Source organism: Agromyces aerolatus, from assembly GCF_031432255.1.
In the GTDB taxonomy this organism is placed as follows: domain Bacteria; phylum Actinomycetota; class Actinomycetes; order Actinomycetales; family Microbacteriaceae; genus Agromyces.
In genome coordinates this window covers 49,369-66,043 of record NZ_JAVKGQ010000003.1, presented here as the reverse complement: position 1 = coordinate 66,043, position 16,675 = coordinate 49,369, and the positions used below count along the sequence as shown (strand labels likewise).

The 16,675-nt window shown below is 72.9% G+C and carries 19 protein-coding genes; 10 read left to right on the top strand and 9 right to left on the bottom strand.

Translation table 11 applies throughout. From position 1 onward, the window contains the following. Window positions 1-57 precede the first annotated feature (57 nt). The 5 genes from RH864_RS05155 (at window position 58) to RH864_RS05135 (ending at window position 5,634) form a co-directional block, all read left to right on the top strand. Window positions 58-2,583: a carboxypeptidase regulatory-like domain-containing protein gene (locus RH864_RS05155; protein WP_310516455.1), complete on the top strand. Its 2,526-nt coding sequence runs from the start codon at window positions 58-60 to the stop codon at window positions 2,581-2,583. Window positions 2,584-2,718: 135 nt separating this feature from the next. Then, a complete protein-coding gene (locus tag RH864_RS05150; protein ID WP_310516454.1) occupies window positions 2,719-3,069 on the top strand; it encodes a GntR family transcriptional regulator in 351 nt (116 codons plus the stop codon). Then, complete coding sequence (locus RH864_RS05145; protein WP_310516453.1) at window positions 3,063-4,034, top strand: SdpI family protein; 972 nt, start codon at window positions 3,063-3,065, stop codon at window positions 4,032-4,034. The genes RH864_RS05150 and RH864_RS05145 overlap by 7 nt, the downstream gene beginning before the upstream one ends. Window positions 4,035-4,202: 168 nt before the next feature. Then, window positions 4,203-4,793: a hypothetical protein gene (locus RH864_RS05140; RefSeq protein WP_310516452.1), complete on the top strand. Its 591-nt coding sequence runs from the start codon at window positions 4,203-4,205 to the stop codon at window positions 4,791-4,793. 43 nt (window positions 4,794-4,836) lie between these two features. Then, window positions 4,837-5,634, top strand: a complete 798-nt coding sequence (locus RH864_RS05135; protein ID WP_310516451.1) for a PspA/IM30 family protein — start codon at window positions 4,837-4,839, stop codon at window positions 5,632-5,634. Window positions 5,635-5,671: 37 nt separating this feature from the next. Here the strand turns inward: RH864_RS05135 and RH864_RS05130 are convergent, their stop codons facing one another. After that, window positions 5,672-5,908, bottom strand: a complete 237-nt coding sequence (locus RH864_RS05130) for a hypothetical protein (RefSeq protein WP_310516450.1) — start codon at window positions 5,906-5,908, stop codon at window positions 5,672-5,674. A 177-nt stretch (window positions 5,909-6,085) separates the two neighbouring features. Here RH864_RS05130 and RH864_RS05125 point away from each other — a divergent pair, with 177 nt between their 5' ends. After that, a complete protein-coding gene (locus RH864_RS05125) occupies window positions 6,086-7,141 on the top strand; it encodes a PrsW family intramembrane metalloprotease (RefSeq protein WP_310516449.1) in 1,056 nt (351 codons plus the stop codon). Window positions 7,142-7,303: 162 nt separating this feature from the next. Here the strand turns inward: RH864_RS05125 and RH864_RS05120 are convergent, their stop codons facing one another. The 6 genes from RH864_RS05120 to RH864_RS05095 form a co-directional block, all read right to left on the bottom strand. Further along, window positions 7,304-8,212, bottom strand: coding sequence for a polysaccharide deacetylase family protein (locus RH864_RS05120; RefSeq protein WP_310516448.1), 909 nt, complete (start codon window positions 8,210-8,212; stop codon window positions 7,304-7,306). Window positions 8,213-8,327: 115 nt separating this feature from the next. Next, entirely contained in the window at window positions 8,328-9,383 is a 1,056-nt protein-coding gene (locus RH864_RS05115; protein WP_310516447.1) for an NAD(P)H-dependent flavin oxidoreductase, read from the bottom strand. A 112-nt stretch (window positions 9,384-9,495) separates the two neighbouring features. Continuing rightward, window positions 9,496-9,849 (bottom strand): Fe-S protein, encoded by a 354-nt coding sequence (locus RH864_RS05110; RefSeq protein WP_310516446.1) that lies wholly within the window; start codon window positions 9,847-9,849, stop codon window positions 9,496-9,498. A gap of 281 nt (window positions 9,850-10,130) precedes the next feature. Then, on the bottom strand, window positions 10,131-10,889 hold the full coding sequence (locus tag RH864_RS05105) for a M23 family metallopeptidase (protein WP_310516445.1): 759 nt from the start codon (window positions 10,887-10,889) through the stop codon (window positions 10,131-10,133). A 38-nt stretch (window positions 10,890-10,927) separates the two neighbouring features. Then, complete coding sequence (locus RH864_RS05100; protein WP_310516444.1) at window positions 10,928-11,125, bottom strand: hypothetical protein; 198 nt, start codon at window positions 11,123-11,125, stop codon at window positions 10,928-10,930. Window positions 11,126-11,191: 66 nt separating this feature from the next. Next, entirely contained in the window at window positions 11,192-12,256 is a 1,065-nt protein-coding gene (locus RH864_RS05095) for a DNA polymerase IV (protein WP_310516443.1), read from the bottom strand. A gap of 93 nt (window positions 12,257-12,349) precedes the next feature. Here RH864_RS05095 and RH864_RS05090 point away from each other — a divergent pair, with 93 nt between their 5' ends. Genes RH864_RS05090 through crcB form a run of 4 tightly spaced genes read left to right on the top strand, consistent with a single transcriptional unit; the run spans window position 12,350 to window position 14,083 of the window. Continuing rightward, window positions 12,350-12,910, top strand: a complete 561-nt coding sequence (locus tag RH864_RS05090; RefSeq protein WP_310516442.1) for a dihydrofolate reductase family protein — start codon at window positions 12,350-12,352, stop codon at window positions 12,908-12,910. A 43-nt stretch (window positions 12,911-12,953) separates the two neighbouring features. Further along, window positions 12,954-13,187, top strand: coding sequence for a hypothetical protein (locus RH864_RS05085; protein ID WP_310516441.1), 234 nt, complete (start codon window positions 12,954-12,956; stop codon window positions 13,185-13,187). 57 nt (window positions 13,188-13,244) lie between these two features. Next, window positions 13,245-13,709, top strand: coding sequence for a fluoride efflux transporter FluC (locus RH864_RS05080; RefSeq protein WP_310516440.1), 465 nt, complete (start codon window positions 13,245-13,247; stop codon window positions 13,707-13,709). Next, on the top strand, window positions 13,706-14,083 hold the full coding sequence (gene crcB / locus RH864_RS05075) for a fluoride efflux transporter CrcB (RefSeq protein ID WP_310516439.1): 378 nt from the start codon (window positions 13,706-13,708) through the stop codon (window positions 14,081-14,083). The genes RH864_RS05080 and crcB overlap by 4 nt, the downstream gene beginning before the upstream one ends. On the opposite strand, the gene RH864_RS05070 is transcribed toward crcB, so the two are convergent. Together RH864_RS05070 and RH864_RS05065 are read right to left on the bottom strand one after the other, a co-directional pair. Further along, window positions 14,011-16,116, bottom strand: coding sequence for an HNH endonuclease (locus RH864_RS05070; protein WP_310516438.1), 2,106 nt, complete (start codon window positions 16,114-16,116; stop codon window positions 14,011-14,013). The two genes, crcB and RH864_RS05070, sit on opposite strands and share 73 nt — an antisense overlap. 37 nt (window positions 16,117-16,153) lie before the next feature. Continuing rightward, entirely contained in the window at window positions 16,154-16,675 is a 522-nt protein-coding gene (locus RH864_RS05065; protein WP_310516437.1) for an ASCH domain-containing protein, read from the bottom strand.

Sequence of the window (16,675 nt, the reverse complement as noted above, 5' to 3'; positions counted from 1 at the left end):
TTCTCCGTTTATAGCGTGAAGAGCGTGCCATTCCCGACTCGTACGGAAGGACGTCCCATGCACTCCCTCACGCCTCCATCGCCCCCGGCCCCGCGCCGGCGGCGGGTCCTCGCGGCGCTCGGCGCGTTCGCGCTGACCGCCGGACTCGCGGGCGTCGGCTCGCCCGCGCTCGCGGCCGAGCCCGAGCCGACCGGATCGATCGCCGGAACCGTGACGGGTGAGGCCGGTGCCCCGCTCGAGGGCGTGCTCGTGCAGCTCTTCCACTGCGCTCCCGACTTCGACCCGTTCGCACAGCGCGACTGCTGGAACCTGCTCTGGGCCGACGGCACCGACGCCCGGACCGCCGCCGACGGCAGCTTCTCGATCGCGGGACTCGAGCCCGGCACGTACCGCGCCGTGGTCCACCCGCAGGCGGCGACGGCGCAGTACGTCTCCGAGTACTGGGAGGGAGCCGACGCGCTCGAGGGCGCGACCGACATCACGGTGACGGCCGGTGAGGCCGCGGTCATCGAGCCCACGCTCGAGGTCGGCGCGAGCGTGACCGGCCGGGTCATCGACGAGGCCGGCGAGCCGGTCGCGGGCGGCTACGTCTACGCCTACCTCTCGGATCAGCTGACCTCGACGCGCGGGGGCGCGTCGGTCGCCGCCGACGGGAGCTACACGATCACGGGCCTGCCCGCCGGCGAGTACCTGTTCGAGGCCGGACCCGGCTGGGGGAGCGAGTCCGAGCTCGTCGACGAGTACTGGCAGGACGCGTACGACCCTGCGGCGGCCACGCGCGTCGACCTCGCCGCCGGGCAGTCGTTCGCGGCCGACTTCGAGCTGAACGCGGGTGGTGTCATCGAGGGCGCGGTCGCCGGAGACGGCGCACCGGTCGAGGGGCTCACGGTGACCGCGACGTACGACGGATCGTCGGATCGATGGGTCGAGCCCGTCACCGCCGAGACCGCCGCCGACGGCACGTACCGGCTCGGGGGTCTCGAGGCCGGCGACTACGTCGTCGAGTTCGCGGACTTCGAGGGCGGCTGGGCGCAGCAGTACTGGCAGGAGGCGAGCGAGAAGGCCGCGGCGACCCGGCTCGCGGTGCAGCCCGGCGACCTGGTCGACGGCATCGACGCGAACCTCACCGCCGGCGGAGCCCTCTCGGGCACGCTGACCGAGCTCACGGAGGACGGCAGCGCGCCGGCGGCTGAGGCCTACCTCGACGTGCTCCGCATGGACTCGGCCGGCGCGTGGCAGCGCGTCACCTCGGACCGCTCGGACGCGGCCGGTGGCTACGAGGTCTCGGGTCTCGCCCCCGGCGAGTACACGGTCGTCTCGTACGGCTCCTCGAGCGGCCAGTGGGCGACGACCTATCACGGCGGCGTCTACTTCGGCGACGAGGCGACGGTCGTGGATGTCTCGGCCGAGCAGGCCGCGACGGGGGTCGACGTGCAGACCGCACCCGGGGTGAGCATCTCGGGCTCCGTGATCGATGAGCACGGCGGACCCGCGACCGGCGCGTACGCGCAGGTGCTCTACGAGCGCGCGCCGGGCGTCTGGGCACGACCCGAGCTGTTCGGCGGGGCCGGCGATGACATCGCGTTCGGCATGGGCGGCCTGCCGCCGGGCGACTACGTCGTCAAGTTCGAGGACACGAGCGACGCGGCCGAGCCCTACGTCACGCAGTACTGGGAGAACGCCCCGACGCAGGAGACCGCGACCGTGCTCGAGGCGCCGAACGGCGGCGCGTTCACCGGCATCAACGCGGTCATGACCCGCACGGCACCCGAGCCGGAGCCCGAGCCCGCGCCGACACCCACGGTCGACGGCGTCGCGCAGGTCGGCCAGCCGCTCACGGCCACCGCCGGCGACTGGGGCGACGGCACGGAGCTCGCCTACCAGTGGCTCGCCGACGGCTCGCCCATCGCCGACGCCACGGCTGCCGAGTTCACGCCGGCCGACGACCTCGCGGGCGCGACGCTCGCGGTCACCGTCACGGGGACCCGCGCCGGGGCCGAGCCGGCGTCGGCCACGTCGGAGGCGACCGCCGCGGTGCTGCCCAGGTTCGCGGACCTGACCGCGGGCGGCCACACCGAGAACGTGCGCTGGGCCGGTGCGGCCGGGGTCATCGACGGGGTCCGCGGGGACGACGGCATCGTGCGCTTCGACCCGAAGGCGCCCGCGACGCGGGCCACGACCGCGATCGCGCTGTACCGGCTCGCCGGCTCGCCGGCGTTCGAGGCGCCCGCCGCGCCCACGTTCGCCGACGTTCCGGCCGACCACCCCGCGTACACCGCGGTCGAGTACCTCGCGAGCATCGGGGTCGCCTTCGGGTACGGCAACGGCTCGTTCGGTCCGGATGACACGCTCAAGCGCCAGCACCTCGCGGCGTTCCTGTTCCGGGGATCGGCGCCGTCGTTCACAGCTCCGGCGACGGCGACGTTCAGCGATGTCGCGGTGGGGTCGACGTACTTCAGGGCCATCGAGTGGCTCGCGGCCGAGCGGCTCACGACCGTGAAGGACACGTTCCGGCCGGGTGCGACGTCGTCGCGCGAGGAGCTCGCGACGTTCCTCAACCGCTGGCAGGCGCTCGACGGCTGAGTCGGTCGCCCACGTCGGGCGATGAGTCCACGAGCTGAGCGGATGCCCCGGGGTATCCGCTCAGCTCGTCGAGTGTGGTGCGCGCGCCGAGTCGTGCGCGCCCGGCGCGCACATTGTTCTACTACCATTGCGAACATGCTGTTCCGCGTCGACTCCGCCTCCACGTTGTCGCTCGCGGACCAGATCGCGACGCAGGTGCGCGGCGGTGTGGTCTCCGGCGAGCTCGCTCCGGGTGAACGGCTCCCGGCAGCGCGGGAGCTCGCCCGGGCGTTGCACGTCAACATGCACACGGTGCTGCGGGCGTATGCACGCCTGCGCGAGGAAGGACTCATCGAGATGCGGCAAGGACGGGGCGCGTGGGTGCGCCCGGAGGCGACCGGCGCGATGGTGCGCGTGAACGAGCTGGCGGCACAGCTGGCCGTCGAGGCCCGGAAGCTCGGACTCTCGCCGCGCGAGATCGCGGGGCTCGTGGAGCGCGCGTGCTGAACGCCGGAGCCCGCACGCGCTGGATCGTCGCCGTCGCGCTGCTCGTGCTTCCGGCGGTCGCGGTGCTCGGCTCGTTCCTCGCCTGGCAGGACGTGCTGCCCGAGCGGGTGGCCTCGCACTGGTCGGATGCGGGTGCCGCCGACGACACCCTGCCCACGATGGGCGTCTTCTGGTTCGCCCTCGGCGTCACCGGCGCCGCCGCGATCGCGGCCATCGTCACCGCGATGATCCAGCGGGTGCCGGCGCGCGCGAAGCGTGCCGCGCTGTGCTGGATCGGGATGCCCGCGGGGCTCGCGGTCACGATCTGGCTCGTGCCGACCTGGCTCACGATCCAGGCCGGCGCGGCCGAGGACGCCGTGCTCGGACCATGGATCATCGCCTTCCTGGCCTGCGCCCTCTACGGTGCGATTCCGTACGCGGTCGCACCGCGCGCGCACCTCGAGGTCGCCGAGCCGGCTGAGCCGGTCGAGCCGATCGAGCTCGGCAGCACCGAGGTCGGGGCCTGGAGCCGGACGATCACCGCCAACATCTTCGTCTGGGCGAGCCTCGTCCTCGTCGTGCTCGCCGGGGTCATCTACGTCCCGATGCTCGTGGCCGGCGAAGCCGGGGGCGCGACGTTCGGCCTGCTCATCATGGCCGTCGCGCTCGTCCTCGTCGCGAGCTTCATCCGCCTGCGGGTCAGCGTCGACTGGCGCGGACTCCGGGTGACCTCGCTCGTGCTCGGGATCCCGCTCAAGCGCATCCCGCTCGACCGGGTGCGCTCCGCACAGGCGACCGAGCTCCGCCCTGGCGAATGGGGCGGGTGGGGATATCGCATCATGCCGGGCCGCTCAGCCATCGTGCTCCGCACCGGCCCCGGCCTCGTGGTCACCACCACGTCGGACACGCAGTTCGCCGTCTCCCTCGCGGACCCGCAGACACCCGCGGCCCTGCTCGACGCCCTCCGAGGCCAGCACGTCGGCTGACGTGCCGGCCGCGTCGGCCGGGGCACGGACGGCTCGCCCGGAGTCTGGCCTGAAAGTCGCCGCGGGGGGTGCCGGAGCGTCGCGATCAGGGGTATCTTGACCGGCACACGCGTTATATCGCGTGCGCGAAGCGACGTGGCCCGTCGCATCCCGAGAGGGTGGTGCCCCGTGACCGGTATCGAGTTCGTGCTGATCATGCTCGGCGTCATCGTGCTGCTCTCGATCGGCGTGGTCGTGGGGGTCGTGCTCATCCTCAGATCCGTGGTGCGCCGGATCCGGCGGAGCCCGGCCGTCGGCGGCGCGACGCTGCGCGCGAGGGCGCGCGTCGCGAGGGGACCGCAGCGCACCGTGCTCGCGCTCCGGGTGCGACTCGACGAGACCGTGCGCAGCGGGCGCGCGGCCGTCGGCCTCGCCGCGCTCGGAGCCGGCCCCAGCGGCGAGCTGCCGCGGTTGTTCCGACGCGTCGGCCACGAGGCATCCGTACTCGACCTGCAGCTGCGGCTCATGGAGAGCGAGACCGACGCGAACGTGCTCGCCGAGGAGCTGCCGGCCGCGAGGGTGCGCGTCGAGCAGGTCGAGCTGCTCGTGCGCCGCGTGCGGAACGCGGTCGCCTCCGGCCTCTCGGGCACCTCCGACGACGCGCTCTCGGAGCTCGGCGCCGACCTGGACCGCGAGGTGGCGGCGCTGCACGTCGGCATCGATGAGCTGCAGCGACTCAACCGACGCGATGGTCGCGCCGGGACGACGGGGCGGGCGTAGGCCGCGCCCACCGTGCGAGAGCCCGACAGAAGGGGAACCGACCATGAGCAACGGCAACGCGTCGAGGATGCGGACGATCTTCCGAGCCAAGACCTCGAAGGCGCTCGACCATCTCGAAGACCCGCGCGAAACCCTCGATGACAGTTACGACCAGCAGGTCAAGCTGCTGCAGCAGGTGCGCCAGGCGGTCGCGGAGGTCGCGACCGCCAAGAAGCGCATCGAGCTGCAGGGTGAGGAGATGGGCGCCCGCTACCCGCGTCTCGGTACGCAGGCGGCCGAAGCGCTGGCCCAGGGGCGCGAGGATCTGGCGCGCGCGGCGCTCGAACGACGCGCGATGATAGAGGGGCAGGTCGCCACCCTGCAGCAGCAGTTCGCCGCGCTCGATCGTCAGACCGCGCAACTGCAGGATCGGGAGCGGCGTCTGACCGACCAGGTCGCGGCCTTCCGGATCGAGAAGGAGACCATCAAGGCCACCTACACCGCGTCCGAGGCGCAGGTGCGGGCCAACGAGGCGGTCTCGGGGCTCAGCTCCTCGATCCAGGACGTCGGCTCGAGCCTCGATCGCGCCCGCGATCGTGTCGCGCAGATGCAGGCGCGTGCCGCGGCGACCGACGAGCTCCTCGCGAGCGGCGCCCTGACCGACCTGACGGCGGCCCCCGATGCGGACATCGAGCGGCAGCTCGCCGCGGTCTCGGCCCAGGCGGACATCGACCGGCAGATCGAGGCCATGCGTCGTGGGGAAGCCGGAGGTGCCGCCGGCACGGGCGGCGGTCGCAGCCAGGGCGGTCGCAGCCAGGGCGGCGCGGGCGGCTGGCTGAGCATCGGGCGGCCGGGCGAGTAGCCGAGCGCCGGCTGCGTCAGCCGGCAGCCGTGAGCCGTCAGCCGTCGGCCGCGTCGCCGTCTCCGCGGGTCGGCGCGGCCGGGCGCCGGCGCGCGCCCAGCTCGCGGCCGAGCCGCACGCCGCCGAGGATCACGAGAACGAACCCGAGAATCGTGAACGCGGTGCGAAGCCACATCGGCGCCTCCGGGTAGAGCGAGGTCGCGGCGAAGGCGAAGGTCGCGCTGACGAAGAGCCAGACGGCGATCTGCGCGGGGGCGTCGGTGTTCGTGGACATTTCGAGCTCCTTCCTCGTCGGGGCCGACGCTACGTGGGCCCGGCGGGCGAGGCATCCGTCACGCGACGGATTCGGCCCGCCGGCGGGGTGAGTATTTCCATACGTGTGATTAGGAGTCGTTGCGGGCGACCTGCCATCGTCAGCTGATTTATCCACACGAACGGGGAGCACACACCGATGGTCAGCGCGTCATCCGAGGCGACGAAGTCCGCCGATGCGACTGCGGACGCCGCGCAGTCGAAGCACTCGGCGCACGCCGAGCACCACGGGCACTCGAAGCGCCACGGGCACGCCAAGCCCGCGAAGATCTCGCACCGCGGCAGCCGCACCCTCTGGGTGCTGCTCGGCGGCATCGCGCTCTGGGCCTACATCGGCCTCGTGCCGCTGCACCTCCTCCACAACGGCGTGCTCATCTACGTCTGGATCGTGCTCGGCGCGGCCGTCGTGCCCGCGACCGTGCTCTGGGCGATGGCGCACCGCCTCCTGCCGAGCGACTCGCTCCGGCCGAGCCGCCTGATCGTGATCGCCGTGTTCGGCGGGTTCCTCGCGGTCGCGCTGGGCGGCACGCTCGACAGCCTCGTCGCTCTCATCCCGCAGCCGCACCCGGGCGACAGCCCCGACGGCGTGGTCTCGCTGCTCGGCGCGGGCTTCGTCGAGGAGTTCTCGAAGGGCGTGATCGTGGTCGTCCTCGGCTGGCGCGTCGCGAAGACCCTGCGGAACGGGCTCTTCGTCGGCGGCGCGGTCGGCGTCGGCTTCTCGGTGCTCGAGACCATCGGCTACATCGCCGGCAACTACGGCGGCGAGCACCCCGTGTTCACCGCCGGCTGGGTCGCGATCCAGCGCGCCGTGTTCGAGCCGGTCGGGCATGTGCTCTGGAGCTCGCTGCTCGGCGCCGCCATCTTCTTCGCGGCGTCGAAGACCGGCCGGTACCGGCTCACCTTCGGCGTCATCGGCACCTACGTCGGCGTCGCCGTGCTGCACGGCCTCTGGGACGGCACCTCGCCGCTCGTGTCCGCCCTGACGGGCAGCGAGCCGCTCGCCGGCCTCGCCGGCGTGCTCTCCTGGATCGTCGTGATCCTCGTCGGCGGTCTGGTCTGGCGCCGGGTCGCGCGGTCGCACGACCCGCGCCGGGTCGGGTCGACGGCGACGGATGCCTCGGCCGAGACGGATGCATCGACGGAGACGGATGCCTCAGCCGAGACGGATGCCTCAGCGGGGGCCGTGGCGAAGTAGCACCCGTCGCGAACCGAGTCCGGCAGCCGGTCCGCGTGATGTCGACCTGGGCTCACGCAGGCGGGCCGCCGGGTCTCGCCATACCCGGGCCGCGCAGCTGCCGCGAAGCGGTCCGCCGAGGCATCCGGAATCTGACCTGACCGCGCCGCGACCGACCTCGCGCTACAGGTCGAGATGCACGAGCGCGACGCCGCGATCCCTGAGGACCGCCGCCGCCGAGACCGCGCCCTGCGCGGTGCCGCTCTGCGGCTGGTTCATGTGCGCGATGACGATGTCGCCCGGGTTCGCCCGCAGCAGCTCGGCGTGCACCGTGGCCGCATCATAGGTGGCTCCGCCGTCGCCGTTGACGGTGAAGCCGATCGGAAGCTCGCCGAGATCGTGGACGAGCTGCACGGCCACATCGTCGTAGTGCGCCGTGCCCGACCTGAAGTAGCGGGGCGACGCACCGGTCACCTCGGTGAGCAGCTCGTGATTGCCCCAGACCTCGCCGACGGCCTCCTCGACGCTGCCCGTGCCTCGGATGCCGTAGGCCTCCGCGCCGTCCACCGACAGCGGCAGATGCCGGGTGCCGTGATTGGCGAGCGCGAACAGCGGATCCGCGGCGAGCTCGGCCGTGAGCCCCGGATGGCGGTCGATCCACCGCGCGTTGAGGAAGAGCGTCGCGGGGATCGCGGCCGCGCGGAGGCCGTCGAGGAGCGCGTGGTCGACGCCGTCCCCGCCCGACCCGCCGCACGCGTCGAAGGTCCACGCCACCCGGGCGCGCCCGTCGGCCTCGAACGGGACGTGCAGCGAAGGACGGACGCCGTGCAGCGCCGTGCCCCAGGCCGTCGGGCGTGCGCCGGCGTGGTGCGCGGCGACCGCGGCCGGGTCGGGCTGGGGGTGCGCCGGAGCGGGATGCGCTCCGGCTGCCACGGGGGTGGGCGGTGCGGGAGCCGAGGGGCGGGGGCGGGTACGGATCGGGCCGGGAGTGTCCGCGGGCGCGGCTCGAGGGGCGGATGTCTCGCAGGCGGCCAGGGCGCCCACCGCACCCACCGCGATGACCGCGAGCAGGCTTCGGCGCGACACGGTCATCACCAAGAGGATATAGGTCTCCGGATAGGGCGGGTGCTCGCCCCGAACGCACCTCGCGGGGGGTCTCGATACGCGTGCTCGTTCCTCGCGCGCTACTCGACCGGCGGGGGCTGGGTCAGGCCGGAAGGCCGGCGACGAGCTCGGCGAACACGTCGGCGGCGCGATCGTGCACCGCGAGCGCGGCGGACTGGCCCATCCAGACCGATTGCAGGTCGGCGCGTCCTGCCTTCCCAGCGGGCGTGCGGAATCGCCCGGTCAGCCAGTTCTGGAGTGGGAACGGGGCGATCGCGGCCGCCGCCTCGAGGTGGGCGACGGCCGCATTGCGAGCACCGCGGGCGAGACGTCCGCTCATCGCGCGCGTCAGCACCGTCGCATCCGGCGGGGTGCCCGCGATCGCCGCCCGGTACGCGTCGCCGATCGCCGACTCCGTGGTGCGCAGGAACGCGGTGCCGGCCTGGACGCCGGCCGCGCCCAGCGCGACCGCCGCGGCCACGCCGCGCCGGTCCGCGATGCCACCCGTCGCGATCACGGGCACGTCCACCGCATCGACCACCTGCGGGACGAGCGAGAAGGTCCCGACGAGCGAGCGTTCGGCCTCGTGGAGGAACGACGGCCGGTGGCCCGCGGCCTCGAACCCGGCGGCCACGATCGCATCCACACCCGCCTCGGCCAGCGCGCGAGCCTCGGCCGGCGTGGTCGCCGACCCGATCACCCGGATGCCGGCGTCGCGGCACTCCCGGATCACGTGCGCCGGCGGCACCCCGAAGATGAAGCTCGCGACCGCCGGCCGCACCGCCACGACCGCCTCCCACTGCTCTTCGAACGACGGCAGCAGCTCAGCCGGCGGCCGTGCGGGGACCTCGGCCCCGACCGCCTCGAACAAGGGGCGCGCCGCCTCAGCCGCCTCCGCGAACCCCGCCGCGCCATCACGGGCGGGCTCGGGCATGGGCAGCCACAGGTTCAGGGCGAACGGCCGGGCCGTCGCCTCCCGGAGCGCCGCGCCGACCTCGCGGATCCGGTCGCCGTCGTACCCGTAGAGGCCGAACGACCCCAGACCGCCGAGCTCGCTCACGGCCGCGGTCAGCGGCACCGACGAGGCACCGCCGAACGGCCCGAGGACCACGGGGTGCGTCACACCGAGGAGCTCGGTCAACTCGCGCTGGGGCGTCATCCCCCCATCCTCTCGCCGCCTGCTCCCGGTCACCACCAGATGACGGCGCGAGCCGCCGACGCCGCGACCGGGCGCCGCGGCTACCGGGCGCCGCGGCTACCGGGCGCCGCCGCTACCAGATGACGGCGATGCCGGCGTTCGCCAGCGAGAGGATGCCGATCGCCCAGAAGATGCCCGTCGGCGCGCGCTCACCCGTCTTGCGCTGGCGCGCGTTCCCGATGCCGATCAGCGCCCCGAGCGCGATCAGGATCGCGAACTTCACGCCGATCTTGGCGTAGTCGAGCTCGATGCCGGCCGGCCACGGTGCCGCGAGCGCGAGACCCGTGACGAGGGAGATGAGGAGGCCGAGATCCATGAGGCGGTTGGTGCGGAACCGCCGGGTCGCCGCCTCGGTGACCCACGCTCCGAACGTGATCGCGAATCCGACGATGTGGAGCAGGACGACGACGTCACGCAGCGTTTCCATTGGCACTCACTCTCTTTGGGGGTCGCCCCCAACTCTGTCACGGCCGACCGCCCGGCCCGCGCCGCCGGCCGGGCGTGGGCCGCAGGACCCGACTTTCGATGGAGGCGGCAGCTCCGCCACCACCCAGCCACCCTCCCGGCTGCGCACCCCCACCACCGCTCACGAAAGTGTGATGCGAGCCGACGAGTGGGATGGAAGGCGTGCAGGGGCGAGTTCCGACCCACTTTTCGACCTCCAACGCGGCGGCGCCGGGCACCGCCGCCGTACCAATGGAGACGGGGTCAGCGGGGCGATTGTGACGCGCGACCGCTCGCGGGCCCGGTCGAGCGGATCCGCTCGCGACGCCCGGGCACGCCGTCGACGACCGGATGCCACGCGCCGCCGCGCGCGACCTCGTAGCCGCGAAACGCGCAGGGCAGACCGTTCGCGTTGAGCACGTCGGCCGAGTCCATGAGCTGGAAGTGCAGGTGCGGCGACGTCGAGTTGCCGGTGTGGCCGACGCGTCCGAGCAGATCTCCAGCGCGCAGCCGCTGCCCGGCCGTCACGGCGACGGTGCCGGGTGCGAGGTGCGCGAACCCCGCGAACACGTCACCGGCCGAGCGGTCGCCGCCGCGCGTCGCGGAGACATCCGTCGCCCTGAGCACCACGTGGTTGCCGAGGACATCCGGCAGCTTCTCGGGCGTGAACGTCGCGGCAGTGCGCATCGCGCGGAAAAGCTCGCGCGCGGGATTGACCCACTCGCGTTCGGCCATCCCATCAGACGCCGTGACCACTTCGGCGTCGAACGGCGCATGGACGGGTTGCCCCCACGCGTAGCACTCGCGCGTGCGGCCACCGATCGTCTCCGTGCGCCACGCGCTCGCCGGATGCACGTGCACGCCCGGCCGGTCGTCGACGCGCACGAAGTCGAACGCGTACCGCTGCCCGAGCTGATCGGTGCCGTGACTCGGCACCCGGTGCGCGGGCGTCGTGACGGCCATCCACCCCTCGCCGCGCAGCGGGAAGTCGACCACGATCGGGTGGTGCAGCGCGTCGTCCACGCGCCCGACGCTACCCGAGCCCGCTCAGCGCGGCGTGCTCAGCGCGGCGTGCGGTGGCCGCCGCCCGTGTCGAGGTCATCGCCCGCTTCGAGATCGGGGCCGTCGCTCTCGGTGATGTCCGCGCCCTCGAAGAACGGATCGACGCCGAGCTCGCGGTCATGCTCGGCGCGCAGGCGCGCCTGTTCGGCGTCGTCGTCGGCGAAGTCCCGTTCGTCGCGGTCTGAAGTGTCGGTCATGTCGCTCCTCCTCGCAGCTCGCTGCTCCGCGGTCGTCGGTCAGCGTAGGCCGCCTCGGCCACGGCGTCAGGGGCTTGCGTCGTCGCCGGTGTCGGGCATGGCCATCTCGGCTCTCAGTCCGAGCAGGCGGATCGGGCGGCCCGGCTCGATGCGGTCGGCCGCCAGGCCGAGGAACCAGGCGAGGACGTCGTCGCCGTCCGAGGTCGCCGGCACCTTCCGGCTGAACGTCTTCGTGATGAACGGCGCGTACCGCACCTTGAGGTTGAGGCCGACGACGGGGCGGCCTTCGGCCGAGACATCCGCCAGCACCGCCTCGGCGAGCAGCCGCAGCGCCGACTCGACCTGCGCGGGCTCGGTGAGATCCTGCTGGTAGGTCGTCTCGCGGCTGTGGCCGCGAGCCACCCAGGGCGTGTCATCGACGACGGATGCTCCGTCGCCGCGTCCGAGCTCGGCATACCAGGGTCCCATGCGGGGACCGAATTCCGTGACGAGCTCGTCGTCGGGCGCGGCCGCGAGCTCGGCGACCGTGCGGATGCCGAGCGCGGCGAGCCGCTTCGACACCTTCGCGCCGACGCCCCACAGCGCGATCGTCGGACGCTCGCCCATGACGTCGAGCCAGTTCTCGCGCGTGAGCCGGAACACGCCTCGCGGTTTGCCGAACCCGGTCGCGACCTTGGCCCGCACGAGCGTGTCGCCGATGCCGACGCTGCAGTGCAGCCGGGTCCGCTCGAGCACGTCGCGCTGGAGCGCCCGGGCGTCGCGTTCGGGGTCGTCGGTCGCGACCCCGACGAACGCCTCGTCCCAGCCGAGCACCTGTACGGTCGCGCCCGGCTGGGCGCGCAGCGTCGCCATCACCCGGCCGGATGCCTCGGTGTAGGCGTCGTGGTCGACGGGCAGGATCACCGCGTCGGGCACCTTGCGGGCGGCGATCCGCAGCGGCATGCCCGACCCGACGCCGAACTCTCGCGCCTCGTACGACGCGGTCGACACGACCGCGCGCTCGGTCGGATCGCCGCGCCCGCCGACGATCACCGGCTTCCCCGCGAGCTCGGGGCGCCGAAGCACCTCGACCGCGGCGATGAACTGGTCGAGGTCGACGTGCAGTACCCAGGGGGTCGGGCGTGCGGCCACGCGACCAGTCTGGCGAGGGCGCGCCTCGCACGCCAGGCCCCGCCGAGTCGACCGGGACTGTTCGCCGACCCGGTCCGGCGATACGCTGCGGGCATGCGGCGGCTCAGGTACACGATCAACGTCATGCTCGACGGCTGCGTGGATCATCGCGCGAGCACCGGGAACGAGGCCGTGCACCGGCACGCGACGGCCACGCTGGCGCGTGCCGATGCACTGATCCTGGGGCGCGTGACCTACCGGATGATGGAGGAGGCGTGGCGGCCACCGGTGTCCGAGGCCATGCCCGATTGGACCCGGCCGTTCGCGAGCACGATCGACGGGGCGAAGAAGTACGTCGTGTCGAGCACGCTCGAACAGGTCGACTGGAACGCCGAGCTCATCAGCGGCGACCTCGGTGAGGCCGTGCGGCGGCTCAAGGAGCTGCCGGGCGACGAGCTCTACGTCGGAGGTGTGGCCCTCCCGACCGCGCTCGCCGAGCTCGGCTTGATCGACGAGTACGAGTTCGTGGTGCACCCGCGCGTCGCCGGCCGCGGCCCATACCTGCTCGAGGGTCTGACGACCCCGCTCGACCTCGAGCCCGCGGGCCGCGACGACCTCGGCGACGGCATCGTCGCCATGCGCTACGTGCCCCGCGCGGCGCTGCCGATCGAGTAGCGCCCCTCGGTCGAGTAGCGCCACTCGGTCGAGTAGCGCACGGGTGGACTTCGAGGACCTCTTCGCCAGGCTCGACGCCGGCGGCCACCCGGGCTGGATCAGCACCCAGAGGGGGGAGCCCGTCGCGAGCTTCGACGTGTTCCGCGCAGTCGGCTTGCTCGGCGCGCGCGATACCGGGGCATCCGTCCATCCCCAGCTCGCGCTGCCCACGCCAGCGCACCATCGCAGATGGCGGGTCCGCTGGGGCAACACTCACCATCTGCGACCGTTCGCGTGATTCAGCGGCGCTCGTGCGGCCCTCGGTCCACGGTTCCGGGTGTGACAGGCTAACCGGATGGCACAGGTCGATGGGACGGGGCGCGTGCCCGAGCGCGACCCGCGACCTGCGCACCGGCAGTGGCGCTACGTCGGCCTGGTCGCGTTCGGTGGCACGGTCGGCACCGCGCTGCGCGCCGGGGTCACGCTGCTCATGCCCGAGGTCGAGGCGTTCCCGGTGGCCACGTTCGGCGTCAACGTCGTCGGCGCCTTCGTGCTCGGAGTGCTGCTCGAGACGCTGGCGCGCTCGGGACCGGACACCGGGCGACGGCTCGGCGCGCGGCTGTTCGTCGGCACGGGCGTGCTCGGCGGGTTCACGACCTACAGTGCACTCGCGACGGCGACTGCCGAGCTGACGTCCGCCGGGCTGCCGTGGTGGGCGATGGCGTATGCGTTCGGCACCGTGCTGCTCGGGGCTGTCGCGAGCGTCGCCGGCATCGCCGCCGGCGGGGTCATCGGTCGCCGACGGGGAGCGGCGGCGTGACGCCCTGGCTGTTCCTCGCCGTCGCGGCGGCGGGCGGTGTCGGTGCCGCCCTGCGGTTCGTGCTCGGCGGCATCGTCACCGGGTCGAGCCGGCGCGCGTTCCCGGTCGCCACGGCGCTCATCAATCTCACGGGATCGTTCGCGCTCGGTCTGCTGACGGGTATCGCGGGCAACGGATGGCTCGCGCCGGAGGTGACCGCGATCGTCGGTGTCGGCCTGCTGGGCGGCTACACGACGTTCAGCACCGCGAGCGTCGAGACGGTCCGCCTCGCTCAGGAACGCCGCTACGGCGCCGCCCTCGGCTACGGTCTGGGCAACCTCGTCGCCTGCACCGTACTCGCCCTCCTCGGCATCTGGCTCGGCTCCCTCGCCTGAAGCGCGTCTGCTTCCTCTTGGTGTTGGTGTTGGTGTTGCTGCCTCGGTGGCCCGCGCCGTGGGAGCCTGCGTCCGACTCTTGTCTCCGAGCCTGTCTTCCGGTCGCGGCGCGGGAAGACGGTTGCGGGCCTGGGTTCTGGTTCTGGCTCGGGTTGTGGGTTGAAGCGGGCTGTGCCGCCGAGTCGTGGGGTTTGGTTGGGGTCGAGGTGTGGGGGTGGGATGAACCACACCTGGCCGCGGCGGTCTGTCCTGTCGATGCGGACTTGCCAGCCGTGGTCGTGGATCTGGTGGTGGCAGTTCGAGCAGAGCATGACTCCGTTGGCCAGGTCGGTCGCGCCGCTCCGACTCCACCATCGGATGTGGTGGGCGTGGGCGTAGGTGATGTTCGCTCCGCAGGATGCGCAGCCGCCGTCGCGTTCCATCAACGCCATCCGCTGGTGTCGGCTGAACAGTCGGGTGCCGCGCCCGAGGTCCAGCGGGACGCTGTCGCTGCCGAGGACAGCGGGGATGAGTTCGGCGTCGGCGGCGAGCTTGCGTACCGTGCTCGCCGCGATGGGCCGATCCACGCCGTCGATCTCGGCCACACCGAGTTCGTCTTGGAGGTTGTCGAGGTTCATGCGGACCACGATCGTGGTGGTGGGCACGGATCCGGGTGCGGTGGTGCAGCCCAGGGCGTGCCTCGCGAGTTCGGCGAGCGCGTCGGCCCGGATCTGCGGGATCGACCGCCGATCCTCAACCACCGGCCCCACACCCTCGGACCCGGTATCGCTCCCAGCCCCGGCTCCGGCTCCGGCCCCAGCCCTCGCCGCAGCCCCAGCCCCCGCAACGACGCCAGCCCCAGCCCCAGCCTCAGCGCCCGTGCCAGTGGTCGTGGCGGAACCGAACGCGGTCGCACTCGCGCGTGTGACCGAGGCCGCCGCACCACCTGCAGCACTTGCGCCACCGGTCGCAGCCGCACCACCGGCACCACCCGCAGCCACCGCGGTGCCGGTGCCGATTCCGGCGTCGGTGATGGTGGTGGTGTGGCCGGAGCCGCGTTGGCGGAGGGCGTCGCTGACCATCGCGTCGAGTGCGGCCTTGATCGGTGCGGCGGTGATCGGGTCGAGCCGGCCCCGCAGGTGGAACACGCCGTCGGGGTCTTCCCGGAACGTCAGCGACCGCTCAGCGTGCAACCGTTCATCGGCGGGGCCGAGGCTGTCGGTGTCGAGTTGGGCGTGCGCGGTGGTGACCGCGCGTCGCACGAGCGACAATGGCTGCCCGGCCGCGATCTCGACCAGTCGCTGCTCGTACGACCCCACCCGGTCGGGGTCGGCGCGGAGTTCGACCCTGCGGAGCATCCCGGTGATCAGGTTCGCCGCATCCACACTCAACCGCCCGGTATCGAGCGCGGCGCGCACGTGCGGGAACTTCGCCGGCACCGTCCCGGTGAACGACTCCCGTTCCTGGATCGCTTCACCGACCGCGACCAGCCGGGCCGCTTCACCAGCCGCACCGCCGGTCGCGGCCTCGATCAACCGGACCGGGCTGGCATGCCCGTGCTGTTTCGCCAAACCGCCCGCACCGAGCTCCGGCACCGACCGCCGCACGACCTCGGCGCTGGCATGGGCGAGGAACGCGTCCACGATCCGTTTGACCTGCGCCGCCCGCTCGATCACCCGTACCAGCCCCGGACCACTCAGCTCCTCGAACCCCAGACCCCCACCACTTCCACCCGCGCCGACGTCGACGCCGCGCACACCACCAGCCGCCCGACCGCCATCCACCCTGCCGGCCGCGCCGGCCCCGCCGGCTGCGCCGGGGGCATCCGCTCTGCGTGCTGCGCCCGCATCACCCGCATCACCCGCACCACCCGCGGACGCCGCACCGAACGCGGGCAGCGCCGCCGCCCATTCGGCGGCGAGCTCAGCCACCTCGGCGTGCAGCCGGTCGAGCGGTGAGTTCGTCATGCGCACCAGTATCCACGTACCCACCGACATCGGTGGATCGCCTTCGCGACCACGGTGCACGGGCGGTATCCGCGAGTACCCGCGCACGCCGTGTATCGCATCGGCACCTACCGGCGGGACGACATCACCGGGTGCTGGAATCGGCGCGCCAGGCGACCTCGAAGCGTTCGAAGACGATGTCGTGGCGTTCGGTCCACTCGAAGCCGAGCGCGTCGCCCACTCGGGTCCAATAGCGTCGGTGGCCTTCGCGCCAGGAGGCGAGCGTGCGGTCGTCCTCGCCCTCGTCGTATGCGAAGCGCTCGTCGACGCTCGTGAACGGGCCGATACGCAGCTCGGTGCTTCGCAGCACGACCCGCGGCTGGCCGGCGGAATCGCACGCGATCCAGTGGCTCCCGATGCGGGGGAGCGGCTGACCCTCGAGTGCGAACTCGGCGACCAGCGACGCCGTGGCGGTCTTGGTGCCGTCGAGCACGAGCCCGAGCAGCTCGTCGGTCAGCTCCGCATGGTCGCCGAACCGCTCGATCGACGGCGGCTCCGGGTCGACCGCCCGATCGGGCCGCGCGGCCCGGTACTCATTCCACAGCCGGAGGCCGTCCGTCTCGTCGATCGGGGCGTTGGGCGTGCGCGAGTCGGCTGCGTCGGTCAT

Bases quoted from the DNA above. Each gene is read 5' to 3' on its own strand.
- RH864_RS05090 (WP_310516442.1), top strand. From the start codon at position 12,350: ATGCGGCGGCTCAGGTACACGATCAACGTCATGCTCGACGGCTGCGTG.
- RH864_RS05080 (WP_310516440.1), top strand. From the start codon at position 13,245: ATGGCACAGGTCGATGGGACGGGGCGCGTGCCCGAGCGCGACCCGCGA.
- RH864_RS05100 (WP_310516444.1), bottom strand. From the start codon at position 11,125: ATGACCGACACTTCAGACCGCGACGAACGGGACTTCGCCGACGACGAC.
- RH864_RS05125 (WP_310516449.1), top strand. From the start codon at position 6,086: ATGGTCAGCGCGTCATCCGAGGCGACGAAGTCCGCCGATGCGACTGCG.
- RH864_RS05110 (WP_310516446.1), bottom strand. From the start codon at position 9,849: ATGGAAACGCTGCGTGACGTCGTCGTCCTGCTCCACATCGTCGGATTC.
- RH864_RS05065 (WP_310516437.1), bottom strand. From the start codon at position 16,675: ATGACCGACGCAGCCGACTCGCGCACGCCCAACGCCCCGATCGACGAG.
- RH864_RS05130 (WP_310516450.1), bottom strand. From the start codon at position 5,908: ATGTCCACGAACACCGACGCCCCCGCGCAGATCGCCGTCTGGCTCTTC.
- RH864_RS05115 (WP_310516447.1), bottom strand. From the start codon at position 9,383: ATGACGCCCCAGCGCGAGTTGACCGAGCTCCTCGGTGTGACGCACCCC.
- RH864_RS05135 (WP_310516451.1), top strand. From the start codon at position 4,837: ATGAGCAACGGCAACGCGTCGAGGATGCGGACGATCTTCCGAGCCAAG.
- RH864_RS05120 (WP_310516448.1), bottom strand. From the start codon at position 8,212: ATGACCGTGTCGCGCCGAAGCCTGCTCGCGGTCATCGCGGTGGGTGCG.
- RH864_RS05155 (WP_310516455.1), top strand. From the start codon at position 58: ATGCACTCCCTCACGCCTCCATCGCCCCCGGCCCCGCGCCGGCGGCGG.
- RH864_RS05150 (WP_310516454.1), top strand. From the start codon at position 2,719: ATGCTGTTCCGCGTCGACTCCGCCTCCACGTTGTCGCTCGCGGACCAG.